We start from the raw sequence: 26992 nt of genomic DNA, 5'->3' as shown, positions 1-26992 counted from the left end.
TGTTTTACCAATGCGAAGATTGTGCAGACAGAATGTAGAAGCCAGTTTGCTTGATGATGCTGAGGTGCAACCGACCTTCGCTTTTTCTGTTTGCAAAAATATAGCATTTTTCCCCGATAGAACAAAAAATCCGATTGAAAGATTTTATGGAGCGATAGATGAAATCTATACGACTGCTTGGGTTGCTTTCAGTGAGAGCATTTCCTTGGGTACGGAAAGTTTTATCTCCTTAACCAGCACTTCGAGCAGCGTGTGGCGGATAAAGTTCTTATTGGTCAGCAGCACGACCTGGCGGGTGGGGCAGGGGATGGCGAAGGAACGTACCAGCTCTTTCTGGGCATCGCCCAGTTGCAGAACGGCCAGTTCGGGGATGAAGGTCACGCCTTTGCCGCTTTCTACCATGCGCATAAAGGTCTCCATGCTGCCCAAGTGATAGGCAAGCTGGCTGGCACGTGCCGACTTCATCTGGCAGAAGCGCACCAGCTGGTCACGGAAGCAATGGCCCTCGTCGAGCAGCCAAAGCTGTTCGCCGTTCAGGTCGGAAGTACGGATTACCTCGTTGTTGAAGAGGGCGTCTTCGCGCGACACGTAGGCAAAGAACTGTTCATAGAACAACGGCGTCTGCTGCAACTCTTCCATACCTGCCAGACTCGCTACGATACCTGCATCTATTTCTCCCGTCTGCAGGGCTTTCTTGATGTCGTTTGTTTTCATTTCGACTACCCGGATGTCGAGGTCGGGGTATTTCTTCATCAGCTGCGGAAAGAAACGGGGCAGGAGGTAAGGAGCTACGGTGGGAAGTATGCCCAGCTTGAAGATGCCGGTCAGTGAGTGTTTTTCTTCTTCTATAATATTCTTTATACGGTTGGCTTGAACCAATATATTCTGTGCTTGTTCTATGATGTGGATACCGACGGGAGTGGGGCATACCGGCTGCTGGCTGCGGTCAAAAATCCGGGTGTCCAGTTCCTCTTCCAGTTTCTGAATCATGGCACTGAGGGTGGGCTGTGTCACGCGGCAATATTCGGCTGCTTTGGCAAAGTGGCGGAACTGGTTGACGGCAAGGATGTATTCCAATTGTTGTAAAGTCATGATGAACAAGGCATTTGAAGGTTATGTATAGACTTCGTCTATGCAAAGATAGAAATTATCTGTTTGACAAGCCTTGATTTACCCCTTATCTTTGCAATACCCAAAAGAAAAATAGTATAAATATTTAAAACAATAGAATTATGAAAACTTTAGATTACTTGCATTTGAATGAAAAGAAAGTGGCTGGCGTAGCATCAGCATTGCACCAATTATTGGCCGACTTCCAGGTACATTACACCAATCTGCGCGGTATGCACTGGAACATCAAGGGACACGGCTTCTTTGTGCTGCACGAGAAGTTCGAGAGTATGTATGACGATACCGCCGAGAAGATTGACGAGATTGCAGAGCGCATCTTGATGCTGGGTGGCGTGCCCGAGAATAAGTTCAGTGAATACCTGAAGGTTGCCAACGTGAAGGAAGTGTCCGACATCTCTTGCGGCAGTGAGGCTGTGGACCATATCCTCGAGACTTACGGCTACCTGATTGGTGAAGAGAGAAAGGTAATTGAACTGGCAAATGAAGCCGGCGATGACGTGACGGCAGATTTGATGACCGGCTACTTGAAAGAGCAGGAGAAAATGGTTTGGATGCTCGTTGCATTCAGTACGAAAAGCTGCACGAAATAAAGGATAAAGAGTCGTGAAAAAGGATAGGGTGATAAAACGGTAGCGGATGCTGCCGGTTTTATCACCCTATTATCTTTCTATAGTTTATATCACTTTTTCTTCTTCGGTGTCCGTCTTGCCCACCCTTCTTCACTGAAGTCGGGCTCTGCATCCTTAAAGTCATTGTTGCCCTGGAAGAACTGTTTCCAGTCATCCTTTTTGCCACGGGCTTTGGTGTAACCCCGCTCTTCGCGGCTGGGCTTGCCTTTCTTCTTGTCGTTTGCAGGACTTTCGGCCTTTTCGCTGCGTTTGCCGGTGGCATCGTTCCGTTTGCCGTCTTCCTTGTAGCTGCGCTTCTTGCTGTCAAACTCTTTTTTCCCATAGCTTCCGGCTGTACCCGGACGTTTGCCCCTCGGAGCCTCCTTACCCTCGTCTCCGGCAACCTCTACGGATACTTTACGGCCGTTCCAGCTGGCGCGGTTCAGGGCCTTCACTACATTGGTGGCTTCCTTTTCCTCCACTTCGAAGAAGGAGAACTTCTGCATCAGGTCAATTCGTCCCAGCTCTACACGTCCACGTGTATTGTTGTTCAGCAGGCTGATTAATTCGTTGGGGAAGAAGTTGTCCATTTTACCCAGGTTGATGAACAAGCGGGTAAAGCCGGGTTCTGCTTTGCGGCTGCTTCTACGGTCGTTGCGGTCGCCCCTCTCGCCACTTCTTGCACCACGCTCACTACCGGTTGCTGTCTCTATCTCGTCACGGCCGCGATAGTAATCCAGGAAACGGTTGAATTCATGCGAAACCATGCGTTTAATCAGGTCCTCTTTGCTCAGCCAGTCCAGCTTGCGGTAGATGTCGGTCATAAAGTCGGCGATTTCCTCCTCGTTCACTTTCACCTTTTCAAGATCGTCTATCACTTTGAGCAGTTGCTTTTCGCATATCTGTTTGCCGGTGGGCATTTCGCCTGCAATGAATTTCTTGCCGATGATGCGCTCAATCTCGCGCATTTTGCCTTTCTCTCGCAGGTTGATGATGGCGATGGAAGTCCCGGTTTTGCCGGCACGTCCCGTACGGCCGCTGCGGTGGGTATAACTCTCGGTGTCATCGGGCAATCCGTAGTTGATGACGTGTGTCAGGTCGTCCACATCGAGGCCGCGTGCGGCAACGTCCGTGGCAACCAGCAGTTGTAGGTTGCGGATGCGGAACTTCTGCATCACGGCGTCACGCTGCGCTTGACTCAGTTCGCCGTGCAGCGAGTCGGCATTATAGCCTTCCTGCATCAACTTGTCAGCTATTTCCTGCGTTTCTTTGCGGGTACGGCAGAAGATGATGCCGTATATCTGCGGATAGTAGTCCACAATACGTTTCAGGGCAGCATACTTGTCTTTGGCATGTACACAGAAGGCTACGTGTTTCACGTTGCTGGTGCTTTCATTTTTGCGTCCGATGGTGATTTCCTTGGCATCGCGCAGGTACTTCTTGGAGATGCGTGCGATTTCCGGGCTCATGGTAGCGGAGAACAGCAAGGTGTTGCGCTCCTGCGGCACATCGGCGAGAATGGCGTTGATGCTGTCTGTGAATCCCATGTTCAGCATTTCGTCCGCTTCGTCCATAACCACGTTCTGTATGGTGGCGAGGGACACGGTTTTGCGTTCCATCAGGTCCAGCAGTCGTCCCGGTGTGGCTACGATGATGTGTACACCCCGTTTCAGGGCGCGTATCTGGCTTTCGATGGACGAGCCTCCATATACGGGCAACACTCGCAAGCCATCGGTATATTTAGAATAATCGTTCAAGTCGCCTGCTATCTGCAAACAAAGTTCGCGGGTGGGGCAGAGAATAAGTGATTGGGGAATTCGGTTGTTGACGTTAATCTTCTGTATGAGCGGCAGGCCGAACGCTGCGGTCTTTCCTGTTCCTGTTTGTGCCAGTGCTACTACATCATTGTTTTCTCCTAAAAGGTAGGGAATTACTTCCTCTTGTACCGGCATGGGCTGCTCGTAACCCATTTCTTCGATGGCGCGGCGTATCTCCGGCGACACACCGAGCTCTTCAAATGTCTTCATTAAATCTTCTGTATATCTTTATCTTTATATTTCGGGCGCAAAGATAGTGCTTTTCAATGGATAATTGATAATTGATGGTTGATAATTATGCAATTACATGATAAAATCGTTTTTTATTGGCTACTCATTATCCATTATCCATTGTCAATTATCCGTTAAAAGAATGTCTTGCAGTCTCTTTCTTTCTTCTTTTGTCAGACCGATGCCTCTTTGCAGGTAGGTGTCGGTATCTCCATACCTTCGTTCCATTTCTTCGATGGCGGCATTCAGGAAATCCTCGCGTGCCGAGAAGAGGGTGGTGATGGCCTCTTGCGAGCGTGCCGGAAGCTGGTAGGCGTATCGGGAGGCCGCCGGGATGTTGAAGTAGTCGTTGCTGAGGCGGTAGTCTTCCATGATGATGTCTTCGTCCACTCCAAGGGAGGCAAGCACAAGTGCCGATACGATGCCTGTGCGCCCTTTGCCCGACGAGCAATGGATAACGACGGGATAATTGTTCTTGTCCAGCAGAATATCGAAAATCCGGCGGTATTCTTTGGTGTAGTTGCTGATGAGCTCGCGGTTCATCTGCTCCACGATTCGGTAGACAGTATCGCTCTTGATTTTCTGTTCCTGTACACCTTTCAGGATATACTCCATGTCGCCGGTAGGAATGGGGATATGGATCACTTTGAATTCCTGTTGCAAAGGGCTTTGTCTGTTCGCTTCGACAGATGAACGCAGGTCGATGATGGTCCTTATGCCTATGTTCTTGAGCTCTTTGCGCGAACACGGTTTCAGTTTATCTATTTCGGCAGAGCGGTACAGCATGCCCCAATGCACTTTCTTTTGGGTGGGATAGGAGGAATAGCCTCCCAGGTCTCGGAAGTTCTGTATGCCGGGGATGTTGATGTTGCGGGTGGCAATCTTTACCCGGTATTTGTCAGCGAATACAAGTGTGTAGTAGTATCGTTGTGTAGGGTCGGTAGTGATGACAGTCATCTTCAGGTCGGAGATGTTGGCGACGGCAACGGGAACATCTTCGGGGATATGGTTGGGATTGGTCGAAGCATATACCTTCACATTTCCTTTGATGAGAGGGGCCATTTCCCATTTTACAATGCAGTTGCCCACGTTGTTTTCTTCGCATACAACGGAAATGTGAGGGGCAGTGCCATTGCAGGAAGGGAGCAGCACTGCCAAAACAAGCAAGTTCAATAAGTTCTTATACATAATTCGTAACCTCTCTGATGTCGTTAATCACAAATATATGTAATTTACCCACAGAAGGTAACAGCAATGCCAAGCTTTTATATTTCTTTTTTGAACTTTAAAAAAACTGCTATAGATTCTTTCGTGCATAGGCAGGTTGGTTTACAATGTTACATCAGCGAACCGGGAGGTGGTAATGGGGGGAGTTTCCCTTGGGGCTTTTGTCTCCATGACAGCATGATGTAATTGAGTTGTTTTCCCACTTCTCCGGGTTTAAAGTGTATTTGTTCTTTCAGTTTTACTTCGATTTCCCTATATACATGCAGTGGTACTCTGGCGTATGGGCTAAAGGTCGTGAAATTGAAATTCACTTCCATTACTTTCCCCGTATCCGGACTGAGTAGCATGGTTATTGTGAACTCACGCTTTCCGAGTTCATCTGCCATGGCTTTGGTAAAAGCTTCGTCCACAATGAAGTCTGCTTGTTTACTCATGGAGCTATTGTATTCAATTACTTTTTTTTCATTCCAGCTACCGATGTATATTTTTCCTGTGGCTTTATATACAATATCTTTGTATGTCAACTTGTTCTCTTTGTTATAAAGAGTCACAAACTGGCTACCGTCATCTACGTCACATTGATACGTATAACCATCTACCTCGAAAGTGGTGGTTTTTTTATAAATGACTGTTCCTTCAAGCGATTCTTCTGTTCTGATAGGTTTATCCTGTGCTACACAAGGGTAGATGTATCCTATAAGCAGTGTAATAAGCAATAGTCTTTTCATTCGTCACAATTTTTAGTTGTTAATTTTGTATGTTGCTTACATTAGCGAACCGGGAGGAGGTAATGGGGGGAGTTTCCCTTGGGGCTTTTGCATCCATGCCAGCATAATGTAGTTGAGTTGTTTTCCTTCCTCTATGGGTTTAAAATGAATTTGTTCTTTCAGTTTTACTTCGATTTCCCTATATACATGTAGTGGCACTTTGGCGTATGGCTCAAAGGTGAAAAAATTGAAATTCACTTCCATTACTTCTCCCGTATTTGGACTGAGCAACATGGTTATCATAAGTTCCGTTTTCCCAATTTCATCTGCCATGGCTTTGGTGAATGCTTGGTCTACTATGAAATCTGCTTGCTGACTCATGAATCTGTCATATTCAATTACATTGCTACTCCAGCTGCCAATATATGTCTTCCCCGTGTCTTTATACACAATCTTTTCGTATGTCAGTTTGTTTTCTTTGTTATAAAGAGTCACAAACTGGCTACCGTCATCTACGTCGCATTGGTACGTATAACCATCTACCTCGAAAGTGGTGGTCTTTTTATAAATGACTGTTCCTTCAAGTGATTCTTCTGTTCTGATAGGTTTGTCCTGTGCTACACAAGGGTAGATGTATCCTATAAGCAGTGTAATAAGCAATAGTCTTTTCATTCGTCACAATTTTTAGTTGTTAATTTTATGTTGGGAAAAATATTGGTGATATCCGAATACTCTTTAAATGGATAATTGTCGTATCCTTCCTGACGGAAAGCATTAACGACATTATTAGATATATAGGTTTCAAAGATATCCAAGAATGAAGTTGTAACATGACCTTGCTGATTTACATATTTAGTCAATGAAGTTGTTGCTCTTAGGCGTTGGCTTTTTGCATATTTATCTTGTTTTTTGTCCGTCCACTCCGCTCTCCTTTGTAAGAACAGGTATTGCGCATAGTGCGCTTCTATCTCTCTGTTCATCATAGAACTTTTGAACGATGATATAGGCTCTTGTGTGGTTTGGAAAACATGGAACATTTCATGCAGAAGGTTGTTTGCTTCCAATTCTTCCAATCCGATGTGCAAGGTATGCTCTTCCCAATTGTAGGAATACCCTTTGCCGAAATCGAATTCCAGATTGATTTTGTTGTTTTTGACTTTCTCTTTCAGTTGACTGTATAGGTCTCCTCCCAAACAGTCTTCCATGATTCGGGCTGTCATGTTTTCGGTGATTACCCATAAAAGCGAGTCTTGGTCGGCTTCTTTCTTGAATATATTTCCTGCCGGAGTACCCGGTGAAGAGCCGGAACCTCCAGAACTTCCTCCTCCAATCCACACATCGCCACTTCCTCCTCCACCACTGTTCCAGTTGCTATTATTTATAAAGGCATCATCCACCCAATAGGAATGACTAACGCAGTTGGTATAGCTGTATTCCAGCTGGTCTTTAGGTCCGGTATATACATCCCAGCATTGGGTGACGGTTATTACCGAACGGGTCTGGGCATGAGGCTTGAATGTGAGTCCTTGCGCATTCTCTTCGCCAAATACTAGATAGCTTAACAAGTCGAATATGAACACTTGGTCGCTTTCTCTTATGAGTTCGTCATCACGCTTCAATGGAAAAAACTTCATCCATCCGTCTTTGATGTGCAACAGCCAGATGGCATCGATGCAGTGTGGCTTGTCAAGGCGGTAGAGGGGAACGAAGATACAGGTCTCTTCTCCAGTCAATTTATAGGTGAAGTTCCAGAGAGGAATGCCGTATTTCAACAGGAAAGAAGCGGTGAAATGCTTTTCTTCTTCCACTCTGCGTAGTGCGGAAATCACGGCTTTTAGGGTAGAGTCGGTGTAGGCAAAGAAGTTTTCCGGCTTGAATAACGCTTGCCGGGTCAACGGGACATCGTTTGCCGGGAATCGGGGTTGATAGAAGGATTCTTCTGTTTCGCAAGAGGCGAGTATTCCTAAAAGAATGCACAAGGCAAGGCAGATGTTTTGCCATTTCTGCTTAGGAGGGGTTGGAGAGTGCTGTCTGCTTCCTTTTGTATTCATAGCGCGAATGCTTAAGGTATAAAGGATAGACAAATAAAGCAAAAAAAAAGCAGAAATGAAAGGAAAAGCGGGAGAATTTTGTTAATCCGGAAGCTGTTCTACCACAGATTGCATGGATTTTCAGGCCATGTAATCTGTGGTGAACACCCTTTTGTAAGGGTGTCTATGGCTGGTATTTTCGTGCTTCTGCAAATTCCTTTGAAACGGAGTTGTTGAAACTCTTGCATACCTCGGCGGCAAACTCAATGCCGTATTGGATAACTTGGTCCCAAGTAGCCTCGTCCATGGTATCGAGGTCCTCGTAGCGTACATTATGTTTCAGCAGCCCGAAGATGATGCCTGCGTTGAAGTTGTCTCCTGCACCGATGGTGCTGACCGCCTCCAGTGGGGGGATGGAATATTCCTTGGAAATCGTGCCGGTGCGCAATGACACCTGCTCCGCGCCTGCCGTGCAGAGGAAGTTGCGGCAGTAGAATTTCACCTTGTCTTTGTATATCTTGTCGGCCTCCTGCAGGTCCCACATATAGAAGAAATCCTCTTGCGAGCCGCGTACAATGTTGGCGTATTCCAGATTCTCGATGATGGTGGGAGCCAGCTTGATGGCCTCCTCTTTATGGGACGAACGGAAATTGGGATCGTAGTAGATGATGGCATGCATGTCGTGTGCGCGTTCCAGTAGCTCCACCACTTTGTCGCGCAGTACCGGATTCAGGGCATAGTACGACCCTATGATTACGATGTCGTCTTCCTGAATCTGCGGATATTCCACGTCCAGGCGCTGCTTGGGATAATCTTTGTAGAAGATGTATTCCGCATCGCTCCGGTTGTTCAGGAAAGCGAGTGATACGGGGGACTTCCCGTCGGGGAACACATTGACATGGTCTGTGGGAATATTGTTCTCGCGCATGAAGTTGAGGATGATATTGCCCACGTGGTCGTTGCCCGTTTCACTGATAAAGCAGATGGGAACACCGATACGTCCCAGTGAAACGATGCCGTTGAATACCGAACCGCCCGGAACGGCTGCTGTGGGCTGTTCGCCACGGAATATGATGTCCAGTATGGTTTCTCCGATGCCTATTACTTTACGCATAGCGATCTTGATTTTTCTCCGAGGTAACCACCGTGATGGCGCTTGGAGTAGTCTTCAATGGTGAATCCTGTTTCTTTCATGGTCTGTACCACCAGGATGTCGCCGATGACGGTCATGGCGGTGGTCGAAGTCGTGGGTGTCATGCCCAGTACACATACTTCTTGCGGTTTCCCGGTGCTGAGGCATACGTTGGATTCGTGTGCCAGGGGGCTGTCGGGGTTTCCGGTGATGACGATGAACTTCAGTCCCGGGTTCAGGTTATGTGCCAGCTGTGTCAGCTCCACGATTTCGCGAGTTTTGCCCGAATTGGAGATAAGTAGCAACAAGTCGTTCTCCTGAAGAATGCCGAGGTCACCATGCTGTGCTTCGCTGGGGTGCAGGAAAACGGAAGGAATGCCGGTGGAGCAGAAGGTAGTGGCGATGTTCATGGCTATTTGTCCGGCCTTGCCCATACCCGAAGTTACCAGTTTCCCTTTTTTGCGGTGCACTTGTTCTACGATGAGTTCTACAGCTCTTTCATAAGCGTCCGTCACTGGAATGTTCAGTACGGCTTGTGCCTCTTTCTGCAAAAGCTCTTGAATGGATGCAATCATACTTAATGTGCTAATTTGATTAATGTGCTTAAAATTATAGCAATTGCAAATATCTGCAATTTTCTATAAACGGCAATAAGTTTTATTGTATTTTTGTCGCCTCAAATAGCTTGAAACGTCAGAATGAAGAACTTAAAAGAAAATTTACTGCCAACTTTCAATCAATATACCCTGCCCAATGGCATGCGCATCATTCACGAACCCTCAGCCTCCAAAGTGGCTTATTGTGGTTTTGCCGTAGATGCGGGTACGCGCGACGAGCTTGAAAACGAGCAGGGTATGGCGCATTTTGTGGAGCACCTTATATTTAAAGGTACCGCCAAGCGCAAGGCATGGCACATTCTGAACCGCATGGAGAATGTGGGCGGCGACCTCAACGCTTACACCAACAAGGAAGAGACGGTGATTTACTCTGCTTTCCTGACCGAGCATTTCGGCCGTGCCTTCGAACTTCTGGTGGATATTGTATTCCACTCCACCTTTCCGCAACGCGAGATAGAGAAGGAGACAGAGGTGATTATCGACGAGATACAGTCCTACGAAGATAATCCTTCCGAGCTAATCTTCGATGATTTTGAGGACTTGATATTCAGGGGGCATCCCCTGGGACGCAACATTCTTGGCAATCCCGAGCAGTTAAAGCAGTTTCGCAGTGAGGATGCTGCCGCATTCACTGCCCGCTTCTACCATCCCAACAATATGGTTTTCTTTGTTCTGGGCAATCTGAGTTTCAAGAAAGTTGTGCTTATGGCAAAAAAATTTCTGGCGGATATACCGGCAACACCGGTGCATTATGGTCGTACTCTGCCGCCCCTCTATGTACCCGAGCATCTTGTAGTGCATAAGGATACTCACCAGGCACATGTCATGATTGGCAGCCGGGGATATAATGCATACGATGACAAGCGCACCGCACTTTACCTGCTGAACAATGTCTTGGGTGGCCCGGGCATGAATAGCCGCTTGAACGTCTCTCTCCGTGAACGTCGTGGGCTGGTCTATAACGTAGAATCCAACTTGACTTCCTATACCGATACGGGAACTTTCTGCATCTACTTCGGTTGCGACCCTGCAGATTTGGACTACTGCACCCGCCTGGTATATAAGGAATTGAAACGCTTGCGTGATGTCCGGATGACTTCCTCGCAGCTTGCGGCCGCCAAGAAGCAGCTTATCGGGCAAATCGGTGTAGCTTCGGATAATAATGAGAACAATGCGCTGGGTATGGGAAAGACTTTCCTGCATTATAATAAATGCGAAACTTCCGAAGCCGTGTTCCATCGCATTGAACAGCTCACTTCGGAAGCTCTGTTAGAGGTGGCGAACGAGATGTTTGCCGAGGACTATCTTTCGACGCTCATTTATCGCTGACCGCTTTTTTTATTTGAAAACCTGCAACATAGGACGTCCTATCCATACTTGTGGCTGTTTCAGCCCGAAGATGTGGGCAATGGTGGAGGCAACGTCATACTGCATCATGCTTTCGTGGAATTCGCCTTCTTTCTTAATGTTCTTTCCGGAGATGATGAAGGGAGTCTGCATTTCCTGCATGGTCTTGCCGCCATGTCCTTTTTCAATGCCTCCGTGGTCGGCAGTAACGATGAAGATGGTTTCTTTCAGCATGCCTGCCTCTGTAACGGCCTGGATGATGCGGCTCACATAACCGTCGAGTTCTTTCAGTTTGGCGTAATATTCAGGAGTATTGTGTCCGGCTTGATGGCCTACATGGTCGGGGTTGTCAAAGCAAATGGCAAGAAGGGTCGGTTGTTTCTCCTTGATATACTTTTCTGCCATACCGCATAAGGCTTCGGGATGTTTGTTGTAGTCGGGCGCTTGCGCATAGTGGCTTAAGGCAAGAGTGTCTACAAGGTATTTGATACCGTCCCATTCATACAGGCAGCCTATTTCCGCTTCCGGCCGGGCATCACGTAGCAGCTGGAAGATGGTAGGAAATATGCCGTGCTGGTTCAGTACGCGTGACGGAAGCTCGGGAGTCTTGGAGCCCCATTGCGTATATCCGTGCAATTCAGGACCTGCCCCCATAAACATGCTTGCCCAGTTGACGGCGCTGGAGGAGGGAAGTACAGTCCGTTTTTCTAATGTATAAGAACCGTCTGCCATCAGTTGCTTGATGTGGGGGATGTCTGCTTTGGGAACACTGTAGCTACCCCAGCCGTCAAGACCGATGAAAACTACGTGTTTTGCTTTTCCCTTGGCATTGCAGGGAACTGAAAAGAGGCATGCCACTGCTAGGGCGATGAATAATGTAAAAGTCAGTTTCTTCATGTTTTCTTTAGTTCTTATTGTTAACATGAAACAAAGTTACGAGAAACGTACCTAGTTTTAGTACGATATCGTACATAATCCGGCCGATTTTATATCGTTTCGTTCTTTTCCAACCGTTGCATGCTGAATTCACAGCCGCAATACTGCTGGTTGTAGAAGTCATACTCTTTCAGCAGTTGGTTGCGCCGCTCCTGGAGCCCGCCTTTCCGCCAATTCTGTTCCCAGAAGAGGGTATCCGGATAGAGCGCGGCGGCACGGCGTCCGGCTTCATTGATTTGCTCCAGGCTTTTCCAGCGCGAAGAGGCGAGGGTAGTGGTGAATACGGAGAAACCATGCTCGGAGGCGTAGCGGGCTGTCTCTGTCAGGCGCAGTGTGAAGCACTTTAGGCATCGGCTGCCACGTTCCGGCTCGTTTTCCAGTCCTTTTATAGTGTGCAGCCAGTGTGCATAGTCGTAGTCCGCGTCGATGAAATCGAGGTTTTTGGAGGTTACGAAGCGGATAGCCTCCTCTTTCCTTATCTCATATTCCGCCTGCGGATAGATGTTGGGATTGCAGTAGAATACGGTGGGGCGTATGCCGTTTTCCAGCATGCACTCGATGATGGCAGAGGAGCAAGGTGCGCAGCACGAATGCAGCAGCACCTTGTCTTCACCGTTGGGTGTCTGAACTTTCAACATTATACTTTCAGTTTAATCTTGCCTTTCACCAGCAGGCCGGTCAGCCCCACAATGACAAGCGAGAACATGAGGGACTTGAGCAGCCCCGGTACACCGCTTCCCAATGCCTCGGGATAGTGCAGATGCAGCAGTTGCTGGACAGCATACCAGATGTAAGGGATAATATAGCAGGTCAGCGTTGCCGTACCTGCAGGTTTGATGATATCGAACCAGTTGGTTTTGCCTTTCACGTCCGTCAGCCAGTAGAAGAAACCGAACAGCGGGAAGAACATGGCGAGGCAATAGAACAGCCATGTCGGTGTGGCTTGTATTTTGGATATAATCCAGAACGGGTGTGAGACGAGGGCAAGGACAAGCATTCCTACGCCGAGGGCACAAAGCATGCCGATGAATCGTCCCGGCCGTTCCCGGTCGGCATAGCGCTGCATGAGCAGGGAGGTCAATACGCCGGACATACCGAAGGCATGCAGTGTCCAGTCACTCGGGATAAAGGGAAGCAGGATAATCCGGCTGCCGTACTCTCCCGGTATCAGGTCTGAATGGCTGATTACGGCAAGCAATACGACCACGAACCAGGCAATGGCATTCTTCCGCAGGCTTTCCCGGGTGAACAGATAGATGCCTGCACATACCGCATACGTCCAGCCGATAAGTCCGAGGATGCCCCACCAGCTTATCTGGAACGGTTTCCCATTCATGTCCTTGTAGATGACGAGGAAGGCGAGCAGCAGCACGCCTGCTGTTTTCATTGCGGTGAAAAGGGTCTTTTTCGTTCCTTCCGCTTTGGGATATACCCCCCAGGTGAGGAAGAAGCCGATGACCATCAAGATGGAAAACCATTGATGTGAGAGGCCGCCTTCGATGCCTCCGCTGTTCAGTGAAAACAGTCCCATGGCAATCAGTGCCACTGTCCGCCAGAAGATATGGGCCACGACTTGCAGGGTGTTGTCTCCCTTTTTGTACCGGTTTTGTATGGCAAAGGATACGGACATGCCCATGCAGAAAAGGAAAGCAGGGAAGATGGTGTCGGAGAATCCCATCATGTCTTCGTCCATCCTGGCATGCATCAGCCAGTGGGGCACGTTTTTCAGTCCGGGAATGTCGTTGACAAAGAGCATGAGGAACATGGTGAGTGCGCGGAATACGTCTACCGCGGCAATCCGTTGGAGTGTTAAGCTTTTCATGATAGATAATTTGTTTGGGGGTTTTGAACGCAAATATAGGAAACTATTCTTTCCGATGCTACTGCTTTGCAGGATTTCTTGCTATATTTGCATGAACTTTATGGTCATGGAAAGGAGATTGTTCATTTTTTGTTTTCTTGCCGTCGTGGTATGGCAAAGTGTGGCTTTGGCTGCCGGCACGCCCTCTTTTACTGCGCTGACGTCCTCTTTGGATGAGGCTATCGAGGCGCACCGGCACTATGTCGCCGTGCGTGAAGGACGCATTGCCCGGCTGAAGCGCCAAGTGTTGGATACCGATACCGCCAATATCTCTTTTTTTCGATGGAATGGGGAAATTTATAAGGAGTATAAGGCATATATCTGCGATTCGGCCATCCATTATCTTCGTGTCAATCTGGATTGGGCAGAGCGCTATGGCCGGCAGGATGCAGCACTCGAAACAAGGCTGGAGCTTGCCCACTTGATGGCTTCGGCAGGCATGTACGAGGAAGCCGCCGAACTCTTGAGGCAGACGGACAAAGCCTCCCTTCCCTCCCATCTGCTGCCGGACTATTACAATGCCTGTCATAAACTTTACACAGAACTGAGTTTCTATACGCTGGACGATTCTTTCAAGAAGCATTATCAGGCTTTGGCTACCCATTATGACGATTCTTTGATGCAGGTACTTCTGCCTTCATCCCCCCTCTATCTGGAACGAAGAGAGACGCGGGAGGCCGCTGCAGGCCATCCGGACGAAGCCTTGAGCATCAATGATACGCGTCTGGCACATGCCAAGCCCAATACTCCCGAATATGCGCTGGTGACCTATCAGCGCTCATTGCTCTACCGCCGGCTCGGGAACCGGGAGGAGGAGAAGCGCTATCTGGCTTTGTCTGCACTGACCGATATTCGCCTGAGCATCACAGACCATGCCTCACTCTGGAACCTGGCGGAACTTCTTTATGAGGAAGGGGATATGGAGCATGCCTACCGTTACATCCGTTTCTCGTGGGACGAAACCAACCGATACAACGCCCGTAGCCGCAGCCTCCAGACTGCCGGCATCCTTTCACTGATAGACCTCACTTATCAGGCCATGCGTGAGAAGCAGAATGACCGGCTCCGGCTGTACCTCTGGCTCATCAGCGCTTTGATTGTGCTGTTGGTGGTGGCAGTGGGCTTTATCTACCGGCAGATGCAGCGACTCTCTGCCGCACGGAACAAGCTGGAGCATGCCAACGAGCAACTGCAACTCTCAAACAACATCAAGGAGGAGTATGTGGGCCGTTTCATGAATCTCTGCTCCGTTTATATCAACCGGCTGGATACCTACCGGCGGATGGTCAACAAGAAAATCTCTGCCGGGCAGATGGAAGAGCTGCTGAAGATGGTGCGTTCCCGCGAGGTGCTGGACGCCGGACTGAAGGAACTCTATGATAACTTTGATACTGCCTTCCTGCACCTTTTCCCCGATTTTGTCGATGAATTCAATGACTTGCTGCAGCCCGAAGAACGCATCGTGCTCCGTAAAGGCGAGTTGCTGAATACGGAACTCCGCATTTTCGCCCTGATTCGTCTGGGCATCGACGACAGTTCGCAGATTGCAGAATTCCTCCGTTATTCCGTAAACACCATCTATAATTACCGTGCCAAGGTGAAGAACAAGGCCCGCATTTCGCGCGAGGACTTCGAGATGCGGCTGATGCAGATACGCTGACAATACGTCAAACTGGCTTTTTGAATCCACTTTCTGCCTTTCTCTTCTTCTGATTATATTTCTGATTATTAGTTGTTTGTTTGTTCATGCTTCTTCACTCCTTCCACCTATTCCCGATTCGCCGGTACGAGGTGTTCTTATCTTTCCTAACTTTGGGGAAGCAAAAGCGAATATCGCAACTAATACTATAACCAAAATTATTGCCATGAAACATTTATTAGCGACAAGCATTTCCATCGCCTTGCTGTCTTTGGGCCTTGCGGGATGCGGTGAGAAACAAGCGACAAAAGAAGTAACTTCGGATGCATTCGTAACCATTCAGGGTCAGGACTTGATAAAGCCCGACGGTACCAAACTCTTCATCATGGGTACCAACCTGGGCAACTGGCTGAATCCGGAAGGATACATGTTCAAGTTCAACAAGACCAATTCCGGCCGTTTCATCAATGAGATGTTCTGCCAGTTGGTGGGACCGGACTTTACGGCCGACTTCTGGAAAGCATTCAAGGACAATTATGTAACGCGCGAGGACATCCGCTTCATCAAGGAGCAGGGTGCCAACACCATCCGCCTGCCTTTCCACTACAAGCTGTTTACCGACGAGGACTATATGGGGCTGACTGCCGACCAAGACGGCTTTGCCCGCGTGGACAGCCTGGTAGAGTGGTGCCGCGAATCGGACTTGTACCTCATCCTCGACATGCACGACGCTCCCGGCGGACAGACGGGCGACAATATCGACGACAGCTACGGCTATCCCTGGCTGTTCGACAGCGAAGTCAGCCAGCAACTCTACTGTGACATTTGGCGCCGGATAGCCGACCGCTACAAGAACGAACCGGTCATCCTCGGTTACGAACTCTTCAACGAGCCCATTGCCCCTTACTTCGAGAACATGGAGGAACTCAACGGCAAGCTGGAAGATGTATATAAGAAAGGTGTAGCCGCCATCCGCGAGGTGGACAGCAACCACATCATTCTGCTGGGCGGTGCGCAATGGAACGGTAATTTCAAGCCTTTCAAGGACTCCAAGTTCGACGACAAGATAATGTACACTTGCCACCGTTACGGAGGCGAACCTACCCAAGCTGCCATCCAGACGATTATCAACTTCCGCGACAGTGTGAACCTGCCCATGTACATGGGTGAGATAGGCCACAATACGGACGAATGGCAGGCCGCTTTCTGCCAGACGATGCGCGAGAACAACATCGGCTATACCTTCTGGCCCTACAAGAAGATGGACGGTTCTTCTTTCGTCGGCATCACTCCGCCGGAGAACTGGGCAAACATCGTGTATTTCTCCGAAGCACCGCGTGCCACGTACAAGGAAATCCGTGAGGCACGTCCCGCGCAGGCCATGTCCCGCAAGGCGATGATGGACTTTATCGAGGCATGCAAACTGAAGAATTGTGTGGTTCAGGAGGGTTATATCCGGTCATTGGGAATGAAGTAGCGGGTGCTGCCTCGCTGCAAACAGTACGTATCAAGTCCCAGAGGATGAGATGCCGGGACTTAGCATGAAAGAGGTAGGGACTGAGCTGTACACACCATAGGACTGAGCACCCAAAACATCCGGATGTTTTAGGGCAAAACATGGGGATGTATTGGGATAAAACATCCGGGTGTTTTGGGGTAAAACATGGGGATGTTTTGGACAACAACATCCCCATGTTATGGATACTCACTATACGGGTGTAAGGACTTCAGTTCCTATGTAGGTAGGGCTAAGTCATATTCCCTTATATGTTGGGGATTATCAATGGTACGGACTGATTATGATTGCTTACTTATATAACAACTTAATTATACAACAATGAAAAAAGTATTATTCGGTTTGGTTCTGGCTGCTGTCGCGCTGCCTCTTTCGGCCCAGCAGAAGCCCGTCTATCTGGACGCAAGCAAACCTATTGAAGAAAGAGTGGAAGACGCCTTGAGCCGTCTGACCCTGGAAGAGAAAGTGAAGTTGACTCATGCGCAAAGCAAGTTCAGCAGTGCGGGTGTGCCCCGTCTGGGCATTCCCGATGTATGGACGGACGACGGCCCCCACGGCATACGTCCCGATGTGTTGTGGGACGAGTGGGAACAAGCCGGATGCACCAACGACTCCTGCGTGGCTTTCCCTGCCCTGACCTGTCTGGCGGCAACCTGGAACCCCGAAATGTCTCTCCTTTACGGACAGAGCATCGGTGAAGAGGCACGCTACCGCAACAAGTCCGTCCTGCTGGGCCCTGGTGTCAATATCTACCGCACACCGCTCAACGGACGCAACTTCGAGTATATGGGTGAGGACCCTTATCTGGCCGGAAAGATGGTGTCGCCCTATATCCGGGGCGTGCAGCAGAACGGCGTGGCTGCCTGCGTGAAACACTTCGCCTTGAACAACCACGAAGTGAACCGCCACACCACCAACGTCATCGTGGACGACCGTGCTCTTTATGAAATCTATCTGCCTGCTTTCAAGATGGCCGTGCAGGAAGGCGGAGCGTGGAGCATCATGGGTGCCTACAACCTATACAAAGGCCAACATCTTTGTCACAACCAATACACATTGAACGATATATTGAAGGGCGAATGGGGATTCGACGGCGTAGTCATTTCCGACTGGGGCGGCACGCACGATACCCGGCAAGCCATCACCAACGGGCTGGATATGGAATTCGGCAGTTGGACCAACGGGCTCTCGAACGGTGCCAGCAACGCATACGATAACTATTATCTGGCAAATCCCTATCTGAACCTCATCCGCGAAGGTAAGGTAGGTACCACGGAACTGGACGACAAGGTACGCCGCATTCTGCGCCTTATCTTCCGTACGGTGATGAACCCCGACCGTCCGTGGGGAAGCATGCTCTCTCCGGAACATTACGAGGCTGCCCGCCGCATCGGTGAGGAGGGCATCGTACTGTTGCAGAACAAGGGCAATGTGCTCCCGATAGACTTGAACCGGGCTAAAAAGATTCTTGTAGTGGGCGAGAATGCCATCAAGATGATGACCGTAGGCGGTGGTAGTTCTTCCCTGAAGGTACAGCGCGAACTCTCTCCGTTGGACGGCATCAAGCAGCGTGTGGCCGGCAAGGCCGAGGTGGTCTATGCCCGTGGCTACGTGGGCGATGCAAGCGGTGAATACAACGGGGTGGTGACCGGACAGAATCTGAAGGATGACCGTACTCCCGAAGAGCTGATAGCCGAAGCCGTGAAAGAGGCCCGGGATGCCGATTATGTCATCTTCATCGGTGGCCTGAACAAGAGTAACGGCCAGGACTGCGAGGACTCCGACCGTGAGGGTCTGGGCTTGTCCTACGGTCAGGATGCCGTTATCTCCGCACTGGCCGGGGCGAACAAGAATCTGATTGTCGTCAACATCTCCGGCAACGCCATTGCCATGCCGTGGGTGAACGAGGTGCCTGCCATCGTGCAGGACTGGTATCTGGGTTCCGAAGCCGGCAGCTCCCTTGCCGCCATCCTCATGGGCGATGTCAATCCCAGCGGCAAGCTTCCCTTCACCTTCCCCGTGAAGCTGGAGGACTGTCCGGCTCACAGCCTGGGCGAATATACCGGCAAACGGAGCAAGGACATCATCGACATCAAGTATAATGAAAGCATCTTCGTGGGCTACCGTTGGGCCGATAAGCAGAAGAAGGTGAAACCGTTGTTCCCCTTCGGCCACGGTTTGAGCTATACCACTTTCGAATATGGCAAGCCGACGGCCGACAGCAAGACCATGCAGGCCGACGGTACGCTGACCGTGAAGGTTTCTGTAAAGAATACCGGAGCGCGCGAAGGGCAGGAAGTTGTCCAACTGTACATCAGTGACAAGAAGTCCTCTCTGCCTCGTCCCGTCAAGGAACTGAAAGGTTTCCAAAAGGTGAAACTGGCTCCGGGCGAAACAAAGGAAGTCACATTTACCATTGATAAGGAGGCTCTTAGCTTCTTCGATGACACCCAGCACGCTTGGGTGGCCGAGCCGGGCAAGTTCGAGGCTGTCATAGCAGCTTCGGCAGCCGATGTGAAGGGAACGGTTCCTTTTGAATTGAAATGATGTAGGAAAATAAAGTTTCCTTTTAGGTTATTATCAAAGATAGTGTAGATGGAGGGTGTGGCCGTGAGGTTGCACCCTTTCTTTGTACTCTTTACAAGCCAATATGTTTTCTTATATTTCTGAGTTTCTTCGGGTTGGCTAAGGAAGATGCAGATATGCTGGATGTTTAGAGTCAAAGCAGTGATGTTTTGTAGTAATGGGTGAGTTTTTACCGCCGTGTTTGGGCAGATCTTCATCTTTTATATTTATTTTTGCAGAAATCAATGTTTAATAAAAACTATCATGAAGAAGTATTTAGCAGAAATGATCGGGACAATGGTTCTTGTCCTGATGGGATGTGGTAGTGCTGTCTTTGCCGGAAGTGCGGCGGGGGCGGTTAGTGCAGGTGTCGGAACGCTGGGAGTGGCTTTTGCTTTCGGCTTGTCCGTTGTGGCGATGGCATACGCTATCGGAGGAATCTCGGGCTGTCATATTAATCCTGCCATTACCCTGGGCGTTCTGTTGTCCGGCAGGATGAGCGGGAAAGATGCAGCCATGTATATGGTGTTTCAGGTTATCGGGGCGGTTATCGGTTCTGCCATTCTTTATGCATTGGTGTCTACGGGCGCTCATGGTGGTCCTACGGCTACCGGTTCCAATGGGTTTGCTGACGGAATGATGTTGCAGGCATTCATTGCAGAGGCTGTGTTCACGTTTATCTTTGTGCTGGTTGTCTTAGGTTCTACGGATTCCGAGAAGGGGGCGGGTAATCTTGCAGGATTGGCCATTGGTCTTACGTTGGTATTAGTGCACATTGTTTGTATTCCTGTTACGGGAACTTCTGTCAATCCTGCCCGTAGCATCGGTCCGGCACTGTTCCAGGGTGGCGAGGCTCTCTCTCAGTTGTGGCTGTTCATTGTAGCTCCGTTTGTGGGTGCTGCGCTGAGTGCCGTTGTATGGAAAGTGCTTGCTGCAAAAGAAGGTAAATAAATGTCGGCAGACAGTGCCTTAAGAAGAGGCGGCTGATGGCAGAAAACTTATAAAGGGAAGCCCTCCGTCCGAAACTTTGAAGTTTCGGACGGAGGGCTTCCTGTTCTTTCCTTATGCTTGCTATATCTTGTGCCTTATTCGTACAGCGATTTGGCTATACCCATTTCCAGTCCACGAAGCTCTGCCAGTCCGCGCAGACGGCCGATACAGGAATAGCCGGGATTGGTTTTCTTCTTCAAGTCGTCTACCATCTGGTGTCCGTGGTCGGGTCGCATCGGGATAGAGACACCACGGCGTTGTTGCAGTTCAAGGAAGGCTTTCATCACGTGATACATGTCCACGTCTCCTTCCAGGTGGTTGGCTTCGTAGAAATTGCCTTCGGCGTCGCGTTGTGTACTGCGCAGATGGACAAAGTTGATGCGGTCGGCAAATTGCTGCATGATGACTGCACAATCGTTGGCGCTGCTTACACCGAGCGAACCGGTGCAGAGGCAAAGACCGTTGCTCTTGTTGGGAACAGCGTCAATCAGTGCCTGGAAATCGGCAGCACAGCTCATGATGCGTGGCAGGCCGAGGATGGAGCACGGTGGGTCGTCCGGATGGATAACGAGCATGACACCTGCTTCGTCGGCTACCGGAGTGATTTCTTGCAGGAAATAGATCAGGTTGGCACGCAGGCGTTCCGGAGTGATGCCCTTGTAGCGGTCCAGTTCCTGTTGGAACTGTTCCAGGGTGAAGCTTTCTTCTGAGCCGGGAAGTCCGGCAATCATGTTGCGTACAAGCAGTTGTTTGTCTGCCTCTGTCATCTGTTCGAAGCGGGCACGGGCTTTGGCCTTTTCTTCATCGGTGTATTCGCCTTCTGCACCGGGACGACGTAGCAGGAAGAGGTCGAAGGCGATGAAAGCGGCACGTTCAAAGCGGAGGGCACGACTGCCGTCGGGTAGTTCGTAGGCGAGGTCGGTACGTGTCCAGTCCAGTACGGGCATAAAGTTGTAGGTGACAATGTGAATGCCGCATTTGCCCAGGTTACGCAAGCTCTCTTTATAGTTGTCGATATACTTCTGGAAGTCTCCGGTTTGGGTCTTGATATGTTCGTGTACGGGTACACTTTCTACTACAGACCAGCGCAGACCGACGGCTTCAATCATTTCTTTCCGTTTCTTGATTTCCTCTACTGTCCATATTTCCCCGTTTGGAATATGATGCAAGGCGTTTACAATGCCGGTAGCCCCGGCTTGTTTGATGTCCCAAAGGCTTACCGGGTCGTTGGGACCGTACCAGCGCCAGGTTTGTTCACAAAGAATCATGTTATTTATTGTTTGATGATTTGCAATTTACTATTTACATGGCGAATGCGTTGAACCCTCCGTCCACTACAGCCACCGTACCGGTGACAAAGCTGGAAGCATCGCTGATGAGGTATTGGATGGTTCCGCAAAGCTCTTCTGCACGGCCCATACGTCCGAAGGGAGTTTGGCGAATCACATCTTGCCCACGTTCCGTGTAGCTTCCATCCGGGTTCGTCAGCAGGGCACGGTTCTGCTCTGTGAGGAAAAATCCGGGTGCGATGGCATTTACACGAATACCTTCACCAAACTTCTTGGCAACTTCCGTAGCCATGAAGGCTGTGAAATTGGAGATACCGGCTTTTGCGGCAGCATATCCGGCTACACGCGTCATGGGGCGGAAAGCAGCCATGCTGGAGAAGTTGACAATAGCACCTGCCTTCTGCTCCACCATCGGTTTGAGGAAGACTTGTGTAGGCAGTACGGTACCGGTCAGGTTTAATTCCAGCACCCGTTGGAACTCTTCTATCTTCAAATCGAAGAAAGTGCCCGTGGGCGCGATGGTGGCACCCGGCATATTTCCGCCGGCTGCATTCAGCAGGGCATCTATGCGGCCATAGGCTTTCAGGATGTCAGCCAAGTTCTGTTCCAGCAGTTCACGGTTCATCACGTCGGTTGTCAGGAACATGGCTTCTCCACCGTTTGCCTTGATTTCTCCGGCAATGGCGTCCCCTATTTCTGTCTTGCGTCCCAAAATGACGACCTTTGCACCTTCTTCTGCCAGATGAAAGGCGATGGCTTTCCCCAATACTCCTGTTCCGCCGGTTATGACCACTACTTTGTCTTTAATGTCAAATAAGTTTTTCATGATTCGTTCATTTAAAAATTACGTTGTGTTTTATTTGATTAGCGTTGCAAAAATACGGAATAATCTGTTGCACTGACTAACAATCATACAAAAAAGATGCATTTGTTGTCCGGAAGAAAGTGCTATTTCCTTATCGGGTTGTCCAATGCCGTGGCTTGTATATACAGTAGATTGAAGTTGTCATGCGGTTTTAGGATACGGTGGGCATAATAAAGATTCAGGTAGTCTTTGCGTGCAGGATTCAGGTAGACGGCAGTACGGTAGAGGTCTTTGCAGAAATTCTGTATCGAGCTTTCCCAGCCGCTTATCTGCTGGTAGGGCCATTCACTGAGGCCCTTTCCGACGTAGGAAGCCAGGAAATCCATGGCTTTGTAGAAGTTACGTCCATCGGTAGAGGTGATGTCATCCAGCTTGATTCCAAGATTTTTTGCCATCAGCATGATGTCAATAAAGTGGGTCAGGTTGTACTGTGAGTAGTGGAAGGCAAGGGTACGTTGCAGTTCGTGCGGTTGTCGTCCGTCAGGAGCTATCTGGGGGAAGATACGTTTTTGGGGGAAGTCATTGATGATTTCCTGCGCCAGTTTCTTGTTACCGGTATAGAGGGCGAAAGCTATGATTTGGGCATCGTAGGCTACGCTGTGGTTGTTGGCACTGGCTGCTTCTTCCTTACCTTGCGGACTGGCGAGCATCCAGTCGGTCAGTTTGGAAAACCATTTCTTCAGTTGTTTGCTGTCCTGGGTAGTAAATGCTTTTGACTGTTCTAGCAGTGCCACAGCATCCAGCATTTCTATGAAGGAGTAGGTGTCTATCAGCCCATAGCAGCGACCTTTGTCGTTATTGTGTCCCGGTATCATTTGTGCATATTCCAGGTTGGGGTTCATTCGGGTGTCTTTGTTCAGAAACCATACGCGGATAAGTTCTGTGGCTTTCCGGGCATACTGCTCTTCTCCGCTGAAGTACCAGACCAGAGCCAGGGTAGTGATACGGCCGGCTGTTGTTCCCAACCGATTACGGTCTAGTTTGTTCAGTTCAGGATTGGATACGCCGTCGCGGTTGATGTAAGGCAGGCCGTTTGGCTTTGTTGGGTCGGGCCAATAGTATCGGGCTTGGCTCATATAGTCATGCTTGTCACCGCTGGCAGGTGTTTTTTCTTTCATCATGACAGAAAGGGGCTGGGCGTCCAATAACCTGTCCGCTTCCGCTTTCAATATCTCGTAAGTTGTGGCATAGAAAGGCTCGTGAATAGAGTGCTTTACATTTGCAAGGTGTGCTGTGTTCCAAATGGATTGTGCTTGCATACAAGATGCCAGAAGCAGGAATGCAAGCGTCCATTGTATTGTTGTTTTCGGTTTCATGTCTTTTATTTTAGAGCGATGGACTTCTGTAATACCAATAAGCTTTCCGGTCCCATATTGAACAGCAGGTCTATGATGCTCAAGTTGGGCAGAAACCCGAGTCTCTCTTGAAACACTTGATAATAAGGTTGTGGTGAGAATTCTGTATCTTCCAGAGAAAAATCCTTTTTCGGATGAATGCGTTCGCGGAAATCTGTCTCATCCGGAGCAAACTCAGTCCGGTATCCGGTAGTACGTGCCATATCCGGTTGCAAGTCTATCAGGGAGCAGACGAGGTGGCAAAGTTCTTCGTTGAAATCGGCTAAGAATTCATATTTCTGTTCATAGAAGGGACGGAAGTCATCCTTGTAGTATTCAAAGAAAGGAGTGTGGTTATAGGCAGATTCTATGGCATTCCAGTGCAGATGCCGCCAGTTACCGTGGTCGGAGATACGGATATCGCGCATCGGGCATTTTAGGCTATCCGGCTTTACGGTAGGGATGGAAAGTGCCAACTCGCCGTCCGGTGCGGCAATGGTGCAGCGGTTGCGGTAAGTCTGCTTCATATAGTGGTCATGCTGTTCGATGAATACTTTATCGTATGCCAGCAATTTGGTATAATATTCTATGGGAGCCAAATAGGCGGAAGAAAGAAAAACTGTTTTCATCAGTATATTTACGATTAGATGATTTGCGATTTACGATTGAAGCTACTGTTCATTGTTTGTATTTTCATTTTTATTCTTTCATTTGTTTGTCATTCCACTCTTTTCCATATCTTGCCCCATCGGTAACCGCTGAAAGGTCCTGTTCCCTTTTCTTTGGAGAACCAGATGATAGATGCCTTGCCTATGATGTGGTCTTCGGGGACGAAACCGAAAAGACGGGAGTCCGAAAGATTGATGGCATTGTTGGCACTTACCCAGTAGTAGTCTTTGGTAAAATGGCAGTGTTGCACGGGTTTGCCTTCCACATAAAGGGTGTCGTTTTTGATTTCGGCTTGTTTCTTTTCGTGAAGTACCAGGGTGTTTCGCAACAAAGTCTTGTTCCACGGATATACGCGTATGGCTTTGCCTTTGCTGGGGATTATCAGAGGTTTCAACATCTCCATGGAGTCTTCCTTGACAATCGGTTCTATCCAGCAATTCCCGTTCATGGCTTGTTCCAGCAAGTAGTGTTCATAGCGGCTGAAACTACGTATATTCTTTATTGAGTCCTGTCCCAATAGTTGGTTGGGAGCGATGGAAAGGATGGAAAGCAATGAATCCAACTGTTGTTCCCGTTGACTGGGGTAAGAATAAAGAAACTTCTGGTCGGGTGCATTCTTTTCGGAAGGAATCACTGAAAAAAGCGAATCTATCAGCAAGGTATCTCCAGGAGTACCGATGCAACGGCTGATAAAGACTTCCCGTCGGTCAATCACGGGTTCTGAAAGATTGGCAGGATTGTTGAATACAAGAATATCCTCTTTCTGCACCGGACTGTCCGCCCAGCGATGATATCCCCATAACTTCATGAAAGGAAGCCGCAGACCGTAGCTCCACTTGTTTACAAGAATACGTTCACCCTGATACAGTGAGTTCTCCATGCCGGAAGAGGGGATAAGATAGGAAGTTGCCACACAACCCCGAAGCAGCACCACGACGAGTGCCACTCCAACTATTGTGATTGCTATCTTACACCCTTTTTTCATTTAATGCCGTCCACACACTTGAATATCCGGTTCCAGCGTATCTTGCCGTCAAACCAGTTGCGGTCTTTGTCCAGTGACAGCCATACTACAATCGGTTTTCCTACGACATGGTCTTCCGGCACAAAGCCCCAGTAACGGGAGTCGGCGGACTTGTCGCGGTTGTCGCCCATCATCCAGTAGTAGTCCATATTGAAGGTATAGGAGTCGGTCTTTTCACCGTTGATGTAGATGCCGTCTTCCTTGACTTCCAGTTTGTTGCCTTCGTAAGCAACGATGCAGCGTTCGTAGATGGGAAGGTTGTCCTCGGTCAGCTTGATGGTGGCGCCTTTGGCAGGAATCCATATCGGGCCGTAGTTGTTGCGGTCCCATTTGGTGTAAAGGTTCAGCGGATACATCTGTCCCGAGAACTCTCCCGGCTCGATGATAATCTTGCTGATGAGTTTCTTGTTGCCCGTAAGGGTCTTGTACATCTTTTTGGTGAGCGGAAGATGATAGACCGGTGCCAGCCTGCCCTGGGCATCCCGGCGGTCCAGTCCCATTTCAATCAGATTCTCTTCCCAGCCCAGACCGTCGGTCATCAGTGTCTGGTCCTCTTTGCTGATGCCCAGTTCACGGAACATATCATCGGTGATATAAGGACCTGTAGTCTGTACAAAGTAGTTGAACTGCATTTCTGCAGGGTTCTCGATGGCCTTGCCGTCGATGTATACCTGTCCTTTCTTGATTTGCAACGTATCGCCGGGCAGGCCTACGCAACGTTTTACATAGTTTTCACGACGGTCAACGGGGCGTATGACAATGTCACCGTACATTCTCGGATTGGAACGGATGAGGTTACGTCCGGCATTGTAGTACAAATCATAGACGGTACGTTGCTGCTTGCGTGTCAGGCTGTCCATATTCACCTTGTTGGGATACGCGCGTTTTCCTTCTTCGTAAGCAAGGGTATAGAAGTCTGTCTGCTGGAAGTTGGTGGCTACCGTGTCGCCTGCCGGGAAGTTGAACACCACAATATCGTTCAGTTTCACTTTGCCGAAGCCCGGCACACGTTTGTATTCCCATTGAGGCCATTCGATGTACGACTTGGTGTTGAATACCGGTAGTGTATGTTGTGCCAGCGGCATGGAAAGCGGCGTATTCGGTACGCGCGGGCCATAGCTCATCTTGCTGACATAAAGGAAATCGCCTACCAACAAGGATTTCTCCAGTGAGGAAGACGGTATCTGGTAATTCTGGAACACATAGATATTTACGAAGTAGACGGCTACCAGCGCAAATACGATGGCATCCACCCAACTCATGATGCTGCGTACGGCAGGATTCTCCGATTTCTTCCAGAACCCCCAGGGTATCTTCTTACTGATGTAGATGTCAAAAATGAAGGGTAGTACAATCAGTCCCAGCCAGCTTTTTACCCAAACCAGAAAGGCAAGGTAGAGCAGGGTGACTATACTGAATTTAATCCATTGGGTGCGTGTTGTTTTTCTCATGATGTT

Annotated in this window: 22 protein-coding genes and 1 pseudogene; 6 read left to right on the top strand and 17 right to left on the bottom strand. The window is 49.2% G+C overall.

All coding sequences use genetic code 11. From position 1 onward, the window contains the following. Positions 1-165: 165 nt before the first annotated feature. Positions 166-1092: a hydrogen peroxide-inducible genes activator gene (locus DW800_RS01375; protein ID WP_022401899.1), complete on the bottom strand. Its 927-nt coding sequence runs from the start codon at positions 1090-1092 to the stop codon at positions 166-168. 140 nt (positions 1093-1232) lie between these two features. Between DW800_RS01375 and DW800_RS01370 the strand changes: the two genes are divergently transcribed. Continuing rightward, positions 1233-1721 (top strand): Dps family protein, encoded by a 489-nt coding sequence (locus tag DW800_RS01370; RefSeq protein ID WP_005826103.1) that lies wholly within the window; start codon positions 1233-1235, stop codon positions 1719-1721. An 89-nt stretch (positions 1722-1810) separates the two neighbouring features. Here DW800_RS01370 and DW800_RS01365 read toward each other — a convergent pair whose 3' ends face one another. The 7 genes from DW800_RS01365 to DW800_RS01335 form a co-directional block, all read right to left on the bottom strand. After that, positions 1811-3766 (bottom strand): DEAD/DEAH box helicase, encoded by a 1956-nt coding sequence (locus tag DW800_RS01365; protein ID WP_022401898.1) that lies wholly within the window; start codon positions 3764-3766, stop codon positions 1811-1813. Between the two features lie 144 nt (positions 3767-3910). Beyond that, a complete protein-coding gene (locus DW800_RS01360) occupies positions 3911-4975 on the bottom strand; it encodes a tyrosine-protein phosphatase (RefSeq protein ID WP_117959176.1) in 1065 nt (354 codons plus the stop codon). 149 nt (positions 4976-5124) lie between these two features. Further along, complete coding sequence (locus DW800_RS01355; RefSeq protein ID WP_005826097.1) at positions 5125-5742, bottom strand: DUF5043 domain-containing protein; 618 nt, start codon at positions 5740-5742, stop codon at positions 5125-5127. 36 nt (positions 5743-5778) lie between these two features. After that, complete coding sequence (locus tag DW800_RS01350; RefSeq protein WP_005826095.1) at positions 5779-6393, bottom strand: DUF5043 domain-containing protein; 615 nt, start codon at positions 6391-6393, stop codon at positions 5779-5781. Continuing rightward, positions 6390-7772, bottom strand: a complete 1383-nt coding sequence (locus DW800_RS01345; protein ID WP_119957706.1) for a hypothetical protein — start codon at positions 7770-7772, stop codon at positions 6390-6392. Before DW800_RS01345 ends, DW800_RS01350 begins: the two co-directional genes overlap by 4 nt. A gap of 163 nt (positions 7773-7935) precedes the next feature. Beyond that, positions 7936-8865, bottom strand: a complete 930-nt coding sequence (locus DW800_RS01340; RefSeq protein WP_117703740.1) for a carbohydrate kinase family protein — start codon at positions 8863-8865, stop codon at positions 7936-7938. Next, positions 8853-9458, bottom strand: coding sequence for an SIS domain-containing protein (locus DW800_RS01335; RefSeq protein ID WP_005826081.1), 606 nt, complete (start codon positions 9456-9458; stop codon positions 8853-8855). The genes DW800_RS01340 and DW800_RS01335 overlap by 13 nt, the downstream gene beginning before the upstream one ends. A gap of 123 nt (positions 9459-9581) precedes the next feature. Here DW800_RS01335 and DW800_RS01330 point away from each other — a divergent pair, with 123 nt between their 5' ends. After that, complete coding sequence (locus tag DW800_RS01330) at positions 9582-10829, top strand: M16 family metallopeptidase (protein WP_117703739.1); 1248 nt, start codon at positions 9582-9584, stop codon at positions 10827-10829. Between the two features lie 9 nt (positions 10830-10838). Here the strand turns inward: DW800_RS01330 and DW800_RS01325 are convergent, their stop codons facing one another. The 3 genes from DW800_RS01325 to DW800_RS01315 form a co-directional block, all read right to left on the bottom strand. Continuing rightward, positions 10839-11744, bottom strand: a complete 906-nt coding sequence (locus tag DW800_RS01325) for an alkaline phosphatase (protein ID WP_008662118.1) — start codon at positions 11742-11744, stop codon at positions 10839-10841. Positions 11745-11833: 89 nt separating this feature from the next. Continuing rightward, complete coding sequence (locus tag DW800_RS01320; RefSeq protein WP_008662117.1) at positions 11834-12421, bottom strand: epoxyqueuosine reductase QueH; 588 nt, start codon at positions 12419-12421, stop codon at positions 11834-11836. Next, complete coding sequence (locus tag DW800_RS01315; RefSeq protein ID WP_057281865.1) at positions 12421-13605, bottom strand: DUF5009 domain-containing protein; 1185 nt, start codon at positions 13603-13605, stop codon at positions 12421-12423. Before DW800_RS01315 ends, DW800_RS01320 begins: the two co-directional genes overlap by 1 nt. 106 nt (positions 13606-13711) lie before the next feature. On the opposite strand from DW800_RS01315, the gene DW800_RS01310 reads away from it, so the two are divergent. From DW800_RS01310 to DW800_RS01295, 4 genes are all read left to right on the top strand, one after another. Continuing rightward, a complete protein-coding gene (locus DW800_RS01310; protein WP_227224156.1) occupies positions 13712-15304 on the top strand; it encodes a DUF6377 domain-containing protein in 1593 nt (530 codons plus the stop codon). A 205-nt stretch (positions 15305-15509) separates the two neighbouring features. Further along, on the top strand, positions 15510-16760 hold the full coding sequence (locus DW800_RS01305; RefSeq protein WP_009037434.1) for a glycoside hydrolase family 5 protein: 1251 nt from the start codon (positions 15510-15512) through the stop codon (positions 16758-16760). Between the two features lie 360 nt (positions 16761-17120). Next, on the top strand, positions 17121-19346 hold the full coding sequence (locus DW800_RS01300; RefSeq protein WP_044468250.1) for a glycoside hydrolase family 3 C-terminal domain-containing protein: 2226 nt from the start codon (positions 17121-17123) through the stop codon (positions 19344-19346). A 282-nt stretch (positions 19347-19628) separates the two neighbouring features. Next, a complete protein-coding gene (locus DW800_RS01295; protein ID WP_022401890.1) occupies positions 19629-20315 on the top strand; it encodes an MIP family channel protein in 687 nt (228 codons plus the stop codon). Between the two features lie 134 nt (positions 20316-20449). Here DW800_RS01295 and uxuA read toward each other — a convergent pair whose 3' ends face one another. From uxuA to lepB (DW800_RS01265), 6 genes and pseudogenes are all read right to left on the bottom strand, one after another. Further along, a complete protein-coding gene (gene uxuA, locus DW800_RS01290) occupies positions 20450-21622 on the bottom strand; it encodes a mannonate dehydratase (RefSeq protein WP_005826068.1) in 1173 nt (390 codons plus the stop codon). 34 nt (positions 21623-21656) lie between these two features. Then, positions 21657-22469: an SDR family oxidoreductase gene (locus DW800_RS01285; protein ID WP_117703738.1), complete on the bottom strand. Its 813-nt coding sequence runs from the start codon at positions 22467-22469 to the stop codon at positions 21657-21659. A 137-nt stretch (positions 22470-22606) separates the two neighbouring features. Continuing rightward, positions 22607-23824 (bottom strand): annotated as a pseudogene (locus DW800_RS01280) (alginate lyase family protein); the annotation flags it as partial. 5 nt (positions 23825-23829) lie between these two features. Continuing rightward, positions 23830-24471: a WbqC family protein gene (locus tag DW800_RS01275; protein WP_117703736.1), complete on the bottom strand. Its 642-nt coding sequence runs from the start codon at positions 24469-24471 to the stop codon at positions 23830-23832. Positions 24472-24560: 89 nt separating this feature from the next. After that, a complete protein-coding gene (lepB, locus tag DW800_RS01270; protein ID WP_117703735.1) occupies positions 24561-25496 on the bottom strand; it encodes a signal peptidase I in 936 nt (311 codons plus the stop codon). Then, positions 25493-26986, bottom strand: coding sequence for a signal peptidase I (lepB, locus tag DW800_RS01265; RefSeq protein ID WP_117703734.1), 1494 nt, complete (start codon positions 26984-26986; stop codon positions 25493-25495). The genes lepB (DW800_RS01270) and lepB (DW800_RS01265) overlap by 4 nt, the downstream gene beginning before the upstream one ends. Positions 26987-26992 lie beyond the last annotated feature (6 nt).

It is taken from the genome of Bacteroides sp. AM32-11AC, assembly GCF_003603515.1.
Taxonomy (GTDB): Bacteria; Bacteroidota; Bacteroidia; order Bacteroidales; family Bacteroidaceae; genus Bacteroides; species Bacteroides uniformis.
The sequence above is the reverse complement of the archived record's forward strand: the minus strand, read 5'-3'. Positions and strand labels throughout refer to the sequence as shown.